Here is an 11,508-nt window from a genome sequence, read left to right as displayed (position 1 = left end):
CATCCTGAGCCAGGATCAAACTCTCCGAAGAAATGTTTGACTTGCTCAATTAAAAAATAAAATTTAACGTTGACGTTTGTCGCTTTGTTCAGTTTTCAAAGTTCAACCGCCGCTCTTAAGCGACTTTATTACCTTATCAAGTTATCAACGTAATGTCAACAACTTTTTAAAATTCTTTTTTTTAGCTTCGTTATTAAGAGTATGTCTCAACGATGCTTTATAATAATATAACGCTTTGTATATAAAGTCAATATGTTTCAAGAAGAAAAATGATTTTTTTCTCTTGTTTAACTTCTTCCCTTACTGAGAAGTAGTTAAACGTAAATAAACTAAATTTTCTAATTTTTATTTATACTCTATATTAAAAAGAAGCCCTTCACAAAAAGAGCTTCTTTCCTATCTTACTGATTAAGGTAAATAACGACGTGCACATGCATACTCTTCAATATATCCCTTTGTGTTTAAAGGAATAATCTCTACTGTCCGCTCGGAGTTCGGCGAATGAATCATCATGCCATCTCCCGCATACATTGCTACATGGTGGACGCTTCCTTTTCCTTGGTTATAGGCAAAGAACAATAAGTCTCCAGGTTGAAGGTTGTTCATATCTACTGGTTTCCCTGCTCGAGACTGTGGCCCTGAGTCACGTGGAATCGTAATACCATGGGATTGGTACATCGTAAACGTAAATCCAGAGCAGTCAAATCCAAAACCACTCATGCCAGCCCATAAATATGGAAGATTTAAAAATGCCTTTCCACTTTCAACAAGCTCCGTGCCAGTTGGTACAGGAATATCTTTTTGAGACGCGTAGATTTTTCCTGCTTTTGTAGAAATCCATGCTGTCTTTCCATTTGGTTTTAATACTTTATATGCACTCTTTGATTTTGCCAAAAGAGGTAAGCGCGTATTATAGCTAACTTCAATACCTTTCTTTTTCAAAGAAGACGAATGATATAGATAAGTAGTCGGAGCTGTCACCATTACAAAAGGCTTCTTTGCATACTGTTCGTACCTTTTGCTATAGGTTAATTGTTTAGTAGGCATCCATCCGGGATATCCTAATTCATTTCGAGAAGTAGGCTGTCCGTCTACAGCTACTTTGACCCAGTCTCCTTGTTCGTCTAAAACCGTTACTTTGTTTCCATATAACGCTTGTGTCTCAAGCATCCCATCGCTAGATAACTGCTGCTTCTGTTTCAAATTCATCGATGTGGTCCACTTTCTCATATCTACAGGATTAGTAGCTGACGGAGCGTCCACTTCACGCAAGGTGTTTGGTGCTGTCCACAGAGTAGCTGCTGCGACATCTATATAAGCAGTTTCTTTTTCTTCAGAAGCATGAACAGAAGGAACTGCACTGACCCCAAATGTAGCTAAAATAACTGTTATTGCCGTCAAAAACCAACGTTTTATATTCATCGTCTCTCTCCTTCTACTATATTACTATCCTTTTATTTTGAGATAGGAACAGTAATTTCTCCTATTCCAGGAAGATCTGATAAGAAAACCTCTTGACCGCTGTACTTTAACACATCCAGTTCCGTTGAAAGCCAAAGAGGAGCATCTAAGTCAAAATACGTGATATTCGGATGAGCGGCTGCCAGATGAGCAGCTGCTCCCACGGAAAGTGATGGTTCCATCATGCTTCCAATCATACATGCAACACCGTTCGCCTCAGCAATACTTGCGATTTTTCTTGCTTCATTAATTCCTCCGCACTTCATTAGCTTAATATTCAAAAGATCCACGTACCGCCCGCTTACAAGCCTTAATGCATCTTTAGCAGAAAATAAACTCTCATCTGCCATAATGGGTACATTTACTCGTTCAGTCACAAACTTTAATCCTTCCCAATCATGAGCAGGGACAGGTTGTTCTACCAATTCAATACCAAAGTTGAGAGTTTCCATTTTATTAATTAATTGCACTGCTTGTTTTGGAGTCCATCCTTGATTTGCATCCAAACGAAGTTTTACATGATCCGGAATGACAGATCGAATATGTTTAATACGCTCAAGGTCTAGCTCAGGAATTGAACCTACCTTTACTTTTAAAATGTCAAATCCGTCCACTGCACTTTTTTGTGCGTCTTCAGCCATTTTCTCAGGTGTATCAACACTTATTGTCATACACGTAGAGATAGGCTGCTTATCGCCCAAGAAAGCATATAAAGGAATGTTGAGAAACTTTGTATAAGCATCATGCAAAGCGATATCAGCAGCTGCTTTAGCACTTGAATTGTGAATACAGCAGCTTTGAATTTTTTTTAAGAGTTTTTGAAACTGACGTATATCCTCCCCTATTAGCGCTAGTTTAATAGGTCCTTGAAGTGCAGCTTGAATGCCTTCTAAAGAATCGCCTGTAATAACATATGTTGGCGAAGCCGCTCCTTTTCCTTTTATTCCGTTTTCTAACTGAATCTCTACACTTATGCTGTCTATCTCTGTTGCTGTTCGAAGCGCTGTTTTAAACGGAACGAGCAGTGGAACGGTTTGATGCTTTACAGTTATGTCTTTAATTATCATTTCAATCGCTTCCTTTCGATTCAGCACAAATATTCTTTCATACGTATTTTTGATTTATTCTTAGATCGCCCCTAAAATTTTGGCGATCATCATACCAAAATAAGTACCTAAGAAGGAACCCATCAGAGCCATAATGACTCCTACCGGAATCAGTGCACGGTTATAGGCAGCTGCAAGCATTGGAGCAGACGCCATTCCACCAATATTAGCTAAACTTGCTACTCCGAGCGTAAATAAATCATATTTAAATAGTTTAGCTAGCAACAGCATGATCACTAAGTGCACGAACATAATGAGAAAACCAGATACTAAGTAAATAGGAGCCTGAGCTAAATTTGAAAAATCTGATTGAGAAGCAATTAACGCTACAACGATGTATAACATAACGTTTGATACATCGAGCGTACCTGGAATTTTTGCCACTGGGGTTACAGCAAGCACTAGACCAACCACAGAAGCAATCATAATCGTCCAGCTCGTTGCATTAATAACCGCTCCCACTTCAGGCAAACGCCCTCCGATAAATGTAGAAAATGCTGAAACGAACAAACCTAGACCAAGTAAATAAAGAAGATGCTGAAACTGCGGGCCTTTTTTTTCGCTTTCAGAAGTTGCTGCGACTTCATCTATACTATTCTCAATAAAGCTGACGTCTGCTTTTGTCCATTTATTAAATTTAGATGCAAATGGTACAAGCCAAAACATAAACATAACCCATACGGCATAGTTAATCGTATCCATCATAAGAGCGTAGCCAAATATATTTTCTGGAACATCCAAAATCCCTTGGAGAGCAACCATGTTAGCTGATCCTCCGGTCCAACTTCCTGATAAAGCACCAAAAGCTTTCCACGTGTCCTCTACATAGAAATTCTTAAAGATGGCATAGACGAGGATAAAACCTACCATTATGCTAAAAACCGCAACGATGAATCCTCCGAGCATTCTTGGACCCAGTTTAATTACACTTCGAACATCACACTTTAACAGCATAAGCATCAGCATGGCCGGAAGCAGTGCATTTTTAACGCCCGTATACATGGCGACATTTGATTCGCTATCCCCAAATACCCCTGCCGTTTGCATAAGAGCAGCTCCTATATAAATAAGTACAATACCCGGGATAAATTTAAAAAATCGATTGGCTTTAAATCTTTTTTCAATCCCTACCATGAGCGCAGCAAAGGCAGTTAACACACTCACATACATAAATCCATCTTGAATCACTTATTCTTCCCCCTTCATCTCCACGAAAATATTTTTATACAAAACAAAATCCAGCCCAACGTTTGAAAACGTCAGGCTGGATTTCGTCTAGGTCTATGTAGACAAAGCAGCTGTTATTTGCTGATATTTTTTCTGTGCATCATGAAACGCTACCACCAGCGCTTTTTGGGAAGAACCGAAATAGCGGCTGTTAATTTCGTCTATAAGGGTGGGATCACTTATGTGACGTCCAATAAAAATCGATTGAACAAATCGAACGGTCAACTCAATCGTCGCTGAGCATTCCACATCAATAATTTTCCCATTTGTTTTATCAACTACCAACCCTAAAAAATACTGATTGAATTTTTTAGTAATCGGATTGCTTTGAGGAGCTTTGGCATCTCCAATAATATAGATAGTATCTTGATCATACATGATTTTTTATTCCTCCTAAAAGAGATAACAGACGATGCTAGGGACCGGCAAATGAACGTTTGCGGAGCTACGCAACATGTATTCGCTTTCATAAGGAACATTATAATCTATTCTCAATATATCATCTATAAAACAATTTCACAATATAACTTTTATACTATTCAGAATAAAGTAATATTTTTTAAAAAAGAGATTGAGACATAACAAACTTAATCCAACCTAAAGACGAACAAATGGGATACATGAGCTGAACCGCTTGTTACACCGCAACAAAAAAAAGAACCACTAATCAAACATGTTGATCAAGGGCTCGTTTTTCACTGTGGGTCAAGTAATTTTGTCCCGGCTTCCTTCTACGTCATCCTTTGAACATGGTAGAGGAAAAACGGTTAGGGTAATCTGTCATCACTACTTTTACTGAAGCCTGCTGGAGCTTCAAAAAGTCATTCATTTCATTAATTGTATATACCCGTAAGTCTAATCCTTCTTGCTTTGCTTTTTTCCCGTATGAAGAAAGAACAAACGACATATCACAGTGTAGGTGCGCTCCTATCGATTTTGCTTTTCCAATCGCATCTTCGCTCACTCCTTCAAATAAAAAACCTGTTGGTATATATGAATGGAGAGATCTCACTTTAGCCAAGCTATCATAGTTAAAAGATGACAAAATAACCTGATCTTCTAAATCAAACTCATCGATTAGACGAAGAACTTTTTCTTCAAGTTTTGGATAGTAAATTCGGTCATTTTTTAATTCAATATTCACCGTTAATTTTGTCTTTTTGTCCATCATCCACTCAAACACTTCTACTAATGTGGGAATCGATTGTTTAGAAAAACGAGAGTCATACCAACTGCCAGCATCGAATAAACGCAGCTGTTTGTATAAAAATTCTTGAACATACCCCATTCCATTCGTCGTTCTGTCAATTCGTTCATCGTGAATAACTACTATTTCCCCGTCTTTTGTTAATTGTACATCTAATTCAATACCTGCAACTTGCATTTTCCTAGCTTCTTCAAATGCAATCATTGTATTTTCAGGATATCGTCCGCTAAAGCCGCGATGCGCATAAAGATCAATTGAACTATTCATTGTCCTCTATCTCTCCTAACTAGTCATTCACTAAGTAAAAAGCTCGTCCTCAAAATAACTTAAAAGACGAGCTTCGTAATCATACGTTATTTTTGATTGGCTACTTCTAATGCTCTATTTGTTTCTTTTGCTGCTTGATCAAGCGCTTTTTTTGGCTTTACTCCTTGATATAGGCTTTCCATCCCTGTTACTACTTTTTGACGAGATTCAGGAAACACAGAAATTAAAGCACCTTGCGTAGCTGGAGTAGGCTTTGTTTCACGAAGCTGATCAACCGTTACTTTTAACTGCGGATATTTCTCCCACTCTTTTTTCACAATATCTTGTTCATACGCTTTTGGGTTAACTGCAAAGTATCCACTTTCTACGTGCCATTTTGCTTGAACTTCTGGTGTTGCTAAATATTTCATGAAGTCCCAGGCTGCTTTTGATGTTTCATCACTGATTCCTTTAGACATCCATAAAGATGCTCCGCCAATAGCTACTCCTTGGCGATCCTCTTCTTTTGGGACAGGAATATAAGATACGCCTACATCAAATGGAGCATTGTCTACTAGTGTTTTAATACCTGCTGATGAGTCCAGGAACATTGCAATTTTTTTAGATTGAAATGCTGCGCGCATATCATCCCAGTTTTGTCCTACATTGTAGAATGTACCTTCTTTATACATATCATTGATTAAATTAAATGCGTTTTGTCCTTCTTTTCCATTAAATACTGCCTTCTCAGCATCACCTTTACGGCCGTTTTCGTGATCTACATACAAGCCGCCTTGAGAAGCAACTAGCTCTTCAAAGAACCATCCGTAATTTAGAATTGAAAAACCGTATTGCGATGTTTTATTTCCTTGTTTTTCTGTTAATTTCTTTGCAGCTGCCTTTAATTCATCATACGTTTTTGGAGGATTTTCAGGATCTAACCCTGCTTTTTTAAAAGCATCTTTATTATAAACAAGAACAGGTGTTGAAGAGTTGAACGGCATTGAGTATTGCTTTCCATCTACTTGGTAATAGCTTGAAATGTTTTTCTCCCACTGTGAAGTATCATAGTGGTCTTGATCGATAAACTTTTGAACAGGCTGAATCTTACCGCTGTCTATCATGAATTTCGTTCCTACTTCGAACGTTTGCATAATAGCCGGTGCATCCTTTGTTCCTGCTACTGTGTTAAATTTTGTTTGTGCTTCTTCATACGTTCCTTGGAAAACAGGCTTTACTTCCACTTTGTCCTGAGATTTATTGTACTCATCGACAATTTTATTGAGTGATTTTTCAAGGTCACCGCTCATAGCGTGCCAAAATACGACTTCTGTTTTACCTGATGCTGTTTTTTCTGTTTCTTGCGCTTCCGAAGAACCAGTTGAATTTGAGCAAGCACCTAGAATAACTAGCAAGCATGCCGTTACGATAGCCAATATCTTTTTCATCACATTCACTCTCCTATTTAATTGCACCTTGGGTTAATCCTTTTTGAAGACGTTTTTGACCTAGGAATAATAGTAATAATGTCGGTAAGATTACAACAACGACAGCGGCCATAACCACTCCCCAATCAGTTGAAATCTCCTGCGTTTGCATTTGCTTTAAACCAATCTGAACGGTACGAACATCCTCTGTATTTGTCACTAATAGTGGCCATAAATACATATTCCATGTTGTTAAAAAGCTATATACGCCAAGCGTAACTAGACTTGTTTTAGACACAGGGAGCACGACGTTCCAAAAGAAACGAAAGCGGCTGATCCCTGCAACTTGAGAAGCTTCATATAACTCATTCGGAATAGTTTTAAACTGCTGACGCAACAAAAATGTCCCAAACGCTAAAGCAAAAAAAGGAATCGTTAATCCCAAATAATTGTTAATCCATCCTAGCTTTTGTGCTGTTAAAAAGTTAGGAACCATCGTTGCTTCCCATGGAATCATCATCGTAGAAATAAAGAGAAAGAAAATAGCATCTCTTCCTTTAAATTTAATAAACACAAATGCAAAAGCGGCCAAACTTGAAACTAACAGCTGCCCAGCCATGACGAAGATAGACACAGCAAAACTGTTAATTAAATAATGAAGCAGCGGAACTTTTTCAAAAGCGTCCCGATAGTTTTCAAATGAAAAAGATGACGGCCAAATCTTCCCTTCTAACACTTCCGCTCCACTCATAAAACTAATGGAAAAAGCGTATAGGATAGGAAACATCAATACTAAAGTAGCTGCAATGAGTAACAAATAAGTTGTCCATTTTCTCGTGATGCTCATTGATAATGTACCTTCCTTTCTCCAAGCTTGAATTGAAGAGCGGTAACCAGTAGAATACAGAAAAATAATATTGTAGCTTGAGCACTTGCAGAACCAACATTGTAGTTTACAAATGCATCTTTGTAGATTGAATAAACAATGACATTTGTGGAATCTGTAGGTCCGCCTTTTGTTAAAATGTCAATTTGTCCAAACGTTTGAAACGCGTTAATAAAGGAAACCGTAATAATAAAAAACAGCGTTGGCGAAAGCATAGGAAGCGTAATTTTACGGAGCTGATACCAATAGCTAACTCCAGCAATACGCGCGTTTTCATACAGCTTTTCATCAATATTTTGCAACCCGCCAAGCAAAATTAAAAAGGTAAACCCAATGTTCATCCAAATTGTAGAGATAGACACAGCAACCAATGCATACTTAGGATCTAATAACCACTGCACGTCATGAATCCCTACAAGGTTTAATACTTTATTGATAACCCCGATTGTCGGATTATACATAAACATCCAAATCACAGAAGAAGCCGCTACGCTCATTCCCATCGTAGATGAAAACATTGTTCTGAAAAAACCAATCCCTTTCAGCTTTTCATTTGCAATTAGCGCTAGGAATAAGGCAATAATTAAGCCAATAGGCACTGTGTAGAGTACAAATAGAAAAGTAGCTTTCATACTTTGTAAAAAGTTCGGATCTGTAAATAGATAGAAGAAATTTTGCAGTCCTACAAAATTTAAGGGATTTCCCTGTGTGTCCGTAATAAAAAGACTTAAATATAATGTCTTAATCATTGGGTAGAAAAGAAATACACTAAATAACAGTAATGATGGCAGTAAATAAGCTAGTCCAACAATGATAGTAGGCATTGATTTTTTTTCTTTTGATTTTGCTGAAACAGAAACAGGTGAGTTTGCTATTTTGGTAACAGCACTCATATGAATGCCCCCTTTACAGTTAAATCTTCTGTTGATGGTTCGTAGTGCAAGCATGAACCTGTATCGCCATCAAATAAAAACAGGTGTTTTGGATCGATAAAAATAGGAACTCGCTCTCCCACCTTTATAGTCCATTGACCGTTCCACTTAGCCATCCACTGCTTGTCACCCATATGAAATGTAAGCAGTGTTTCCGTGCCTAGAATTTCTACATTATCTATTTCCACAATAAAACTCGTATTATCGTTTGTCGCAAGCTGTATATGCTCAGGTCTCACTCCAACCACAACTTCTTTTTTACCGTTAAGGTTACTGTGTGGTGTACTCATAGAAATAGCTCTTCTATCTTCAAAAACTAGTAAGTTATTTTCTATAGAAACGTTTGATAAATTCATAGGGGGAGAACCTATAAAAGATGCTACAAACGTGTTCTTTGGTGCATTGTAAATATCAAGCGGACGTCCAACTTGTTGAATATTTCCTCCATTTAAAATCATCATTCGATCTGCCATCGTCATCGCCTCTGTTTGATCGTGCGTGACATAAATCATCGTAATACCTAACTTACGCTGAATTTGGCGAATTTCTGACCTCATCTTCGCGCGCAGCTTCGCATCTAAGTTTGATAACGGCTCATCCATTAAGCAAATAGGCGAATGAGTAACAATAGCACGTGCAAGCGCTACACGCTGACGCTGTCCTCCCGAAAGCTGTCTAGGCTTTCTCTTTAGATATTCACTTAAACCAAGCATCTCTGCTGCTTCCCTGCAGCGCTTTTGCTGTTCTTGCTTTGAAATCTTCTTTGTATGCAGGCCAAAAAGAATATTTTGTTCCACTGTCAAATGCGGATATAAGGCATAGTTTTGAAACACCATTGACAAATCGCGCTGACTTGGAAGCAGTTTATTTGCTTTTACATCTCCAATTAGTAGCTCTCCCTGCGTGACTTCTTCTAATCCGGCAATCATTCTCAGCATTGTACTTTTCCCACATCCTGAAGGACCTACTAGTACGAAAAACTCTCCCGGTTCAATTGTGACGTTAATATCTTGAATAACATTTGTTTTTTGATCGTATGACTTCCCAATGTTAACTAGCTCTACTTTTTTCATTAAAAACGCTCCTTTCCCTCTCATTCATATTTTTTCCACAACCATGATTTCCCTGTAGAAACTGCCGTAGCTCCTGCTTTTAAAGCAGCTTGGATATGGCTTTCATTTTGAATGAGTCCACCTGTAATAATAGGAATACTTGTTTTTTTAACGACTTTCTCTATCATCTCCGGAATTAATCCTGGCATTAGTTCTAATGCATCCGGTTTAATATCTTGAACGGTTTTCAACCCTTGTGCTACCGCGTCTGTATCCACTAGAAACAGCCGCTGAATAGCAACCAGTCCTTCTTGCTTTGCGTAATTAATGAGTGAACTTTTAGTGGTTACGATACCTGTAGGTTTTACAAACTTAGCAAGGAATTTAAGCCCTTCTCGGTCATAGCTAATCCCTGGAATTTTTTCAACGTGTAAAAAAACCGTTCGATTATGCTGTTTGAGTAAATCTACATAGCGTTTAATCACACTAATATTGCCCGTTAATAAAAAGGCGGCCTGGATCTCTGTTTCTAAAAATTGTTCTAAATTTTTCGGGCTTTTAATGGATGCAATCAAACGGTCTTGCCCAAGCTGTTGTAAGAAATCTGCTTCCTTATTCAAAACGATGCCTTCCTTTCATTCACAAAAAACCACAAAAAACGCATAGGGTATTGATATAGACCTATTGTTTTTTGTGGTTTCTCAATTTCATAACCTTAGTAACTATTCACTTATCGTTCACATGTTTTATAATAATGGTTATTTATGAAGGAAATATAAAGAAGCTGTTGAGTTTTGTAAAAAAACCATATAGTTCCTGTAAATCGCCTAAAAATCAAAAAACCGTTGATTTCTCAACGGCTTCACAGTGCACATTCTTCAATTTCAAATCCTAAATCTTCAATCAGACCCCAGTCAGCTGTAGGTTCTTGACCTTGAGTCGTTAAATAGTCCCCTACAAAAATTGAGTTTGCAGCAAACAAACCAAGCGGCTGAAGTGATCTGAGATTGACTTCTCTGCCTCCTGAAATTCGAATTTCTTTCGTTGGATTTACAAAACGCATCATCGCTAACAGCTTTAAGCATTGCATTGGCTTTAACGCCTTTTTGTCTTCTAGAGGCGTTCCTGGAACGGCAACAAGAAAGTTGCATGGAATAGAATCTGCATCTAACTTTTTAATTTGAAAAGCTAATTCCACGGCTTGTTCATTTGTCTCGCCCATTCCAAAAATCGCACCGGAACAAGGTGACAAACCTGCTTTTTTAGATGTAGTAACCGTATCGACTCGATCTTCATAGCCATGCGTAGAACAAATATTGTCGTAATTATCAGCGTGAGTATTTAAATTATGATTATAGCGATGAACACCCGCCTGGACTAGTTCGTGTGCTTGATCATCTGTTAAAAATCCTAGACAAGCACAGATTTTCAAGTCTGTCTTTTGACGGATCTCTTTTACTGCTCCCACTACGTGCGCTACTTCTTTGTCCGTAGGGCGGCGGCCTGATGCCACGATACAATATGTACCTGCTTTTCTTTTTTGAGCTTCAAAAGCACCTTCTACAATTTTCTCTTTTGTTAACCACGCATACTTATCAATCGGCGCTTCTGATACAATCGACTGCGAACAATATCCACAGTCTTCTGGGCATAAACCCGATTTAGTATTAATAATCATATTAAGCTTTACTTTTTTTCCATAATGATGATGACGAATTAAGTACGCGGCATTCATGACCTCTAACACTTCTTCATCCGGTATATAAAGAAGTTGAAGCGCTTCGTTATATGTAATTTCTTTCCCTTTAATAATAGACTGAGCAAGTGCTTTCCAATCTCTTACACTTGTGATTTCCATCGATTCCCCTCCAATTTAGTAAACTTAAAAAATATAAAGTTAACAATTATAACTAAAAGTTACCATTACTTCTCCTTTTATGTCAACACTGTATGAATAATAGTTA

General features: G+C 37.9%; 11 protein-coding genes. All 11 read right to left on the bottom strand.

The genetic code is table 11. The features are described from left to right. Positions 1-408: 408 nt before the first annotated feature. The gene (locus LJC66_RS02170) at positions 409-1,422 is read right to left on the bottom strand and encodes a C40 family peptidase (protein WP_230931729.1); all 1,014 of its coding nucleotides are present in this window, start codon (positions 1,420-1,422) and stop codon (positions 409-411) included. Between the two features lie 32 nt (positions 1,423-1,454). Then, complete coding sequence (locus LJC66_RS02165) at positions 1,455-2,528, bottom strand: dipeptide epimerase (RefSeq protein WP_195695505.1); 1,074 nt, start codon at positions 2,526-2,528, stop codon at positions 1,455-1,457. A gap of 60 nt (positions 2,529-2,588) precedes the next feature. Further along, positions 2,589-3,755, bottom strand: a complete 1,167-nt coding sequence (locus LJC66_RS02160) for a DUF819 family protein (RefSeq protein WP_230931728.1) — start codon at positions 3,753-3,755, stop codon at positions 2,589-2,591. A gap of 93 nt (positions 3,756-3,848) precedes the next feature. Then, complete coding sequence (locus LJC66_RS02155; RefSeq protein WP_028410335.1) at positions 3,849-4,172, bottom strand: DUF3870 domain-containing protein; 324 nt, start codon at positions 4,170-4,172, stop codon at positions 3,849-3,851. A 358-nt stretch (positions 4,173-4,530) separates the two neighbouring features. After that, positions 4,531-5,268, bottom strand: a complete 738-nt coding sequence (locus LJC66_RS02150) for a glycerophosphodiester phosphodiesterase (protein WP_230931727.1) — start codon at positions 5,266-5,268, stop codon at positions 4,531-4,533. Positions 5,269-5,354: 86 nt separating this feature from the next. Then, positions 5,355-6,695 (bottom strand): ABC transporter substrate-binding protein, encoded by a 1,341-nt coding sequence (locus tag LJC66_RS02145; RefSeq protein ID WP_230931726.1) that lies wholly within the window; start codon positions 6,693-6,695, stop codon positions 5,355-5,357. A 13-nt stretch (positions 6,696-6,708) separates the two neighbouring features. Then, positions 6,709-7,521 (bottom strand): carbohydrate ABC transporter permease, encoded by an 813-nt coding sequence (locus tag LJC66_RS02140; protein ID WP_013081575.1) that lies wholly within the window; start codon positions 7,519-7,521, stop codon positions 6,709-6,711. Continuing rightward, the gene (locus LJC66_RS02135; RefSeq protein ID WP_230931725.1) at positions 7,518-8,453 is read right to left on the bottom strand and encodes a carbohydrate ABC transporter permease; all 936 of its coding nucleotides are present in this window, start codon (positions 8,451-8,453) and stop codon (positions 7,518-7,520) included. The genes LJC66_RS02140 and LJC66_RS02135 overlap by 4 nt, the downstream gene beginning before the upstream one ends. Beyond that, positions 8,450-9,565, bottom strand: coding sequence for an ABC transporter ATP-binding protein (locus tag LJC66_RS02130; RefSeq protein WP_050691085.1), 1,116 nt, complete (start codon positions 9,563-9,565; stop codon positions 8,450-8,452). Before LJC66_RS02130 ends, LJC66_RS02135 begins: the two co-directional genes overlap by 4 nt. Before the next feature lie 20 nt (positions 9,566-9,585). After that, positions 9,586-10,164 (bottom strand): glycerol-3-phosphate responsive antiterminator, encoded by a 579-nt coding sequence (locus LJC66_RS02125; RefSeq protein ID WP_025753238.1) that lies wholly within the window; start codon positions 10,162-10,164, stop codon positions 9,586-9,588. A gap of 242 nt (positions 10,165-10,406) precedes the next feature. Next, a complete protein-coding gene (bioB, locus tag LJC66_RS02120) occupies positions 10,407-11,402 on the bottom strand; it encodes a biotin synthase BioB (protein ID WP_230931724.1) in 996 nt (331 codons plus the stop codon). Between the last annotated feature and the right edge of the window lie 106 nt (positions 11,403-11,508).

This window comes from Priestia sp. TSO9 (assembly GCF_021029645.1).
GTDB lineage: Bacteria > Bacillota > Bacilli > Bacillales > Bacillaceae_H > Priestia > Priestia megaterium_E.
The sequence above is the reverse complement of the archived record's forward strand: the minus strand, read 5'-3'. Positions and strand labels throughout refer to the sequence as shown.

What these genes read in the sequence shown, in the direction of transcription:
- LJC66_RS02135 (WP_230931725.1), bottom strand. Translation starts at nt 8,453, where the DNA reads ATGAGTGCTGTTACCAAAATAGCAAACTCACCTGTTTCTGTTTCAGCA.
- LJC66_RS02155 (WP_028410335.1), bottom strand. Translation starts at nt 4,172, where the DNA reads ATGTATGATCAAGATACTATCTATATTATTGGAGATGCCAAAGCTCCT.
- LJC66_RS02145 (WP_230931726.1), bottom strand. Translation starts at nt 6,695, where the DNA reads ATGAAAAAGATATTGGCTATCGTAACGGCATGCTTGCTAGTTATTCTA.
- LJC66_RS02130 (WP_050691085.1), bottom strand. Translation starts at nt 9,565, where the DNA reads ATGAAAAAAGTAGAGCTAGTTAACATTGGGAAGTCATACGATCAAAAA.
- bioB (WP_230931724.1), bottom strand. Translation starts at nt 11,402, where the DNA reads ATGGAAATCACAAGTGTAAGAGATTGGAAAGCACTTGCTCAGTCTATT.
- LJC66_RS02170 (WP_230931729.1), bottom strand. Translation starts at nt 1,422, where the DNA reads ATGAATATAAAACGTTGGTTTTTGACGGCAATAACAGTTATTTTAGCT.
- LJC66_RS02165 (WP_195695505.1), bottom strand. Translation starts at nt 2,528, where the DNA reads ATGATAATTAAAGACATAACTGTAAAGCATCAAACCGTTCCACTGCTC.
- LJC66_RS02140 (WP_013081575.1), bottom strand. Translation starts at nt 7,521, where the DNA reads ATGAGCATCACGAGAAAATGGACAACTTATTTGTTACTCATTGCAGCT.
- LJC66_RS02150 (WP_230931727.1), bottom strand. Translation starts at nt 5,268, where the DNA reads ATGAATAGTTCAATTGATCTTTATGCGCATCGCGGCTTTAGCGGACGA.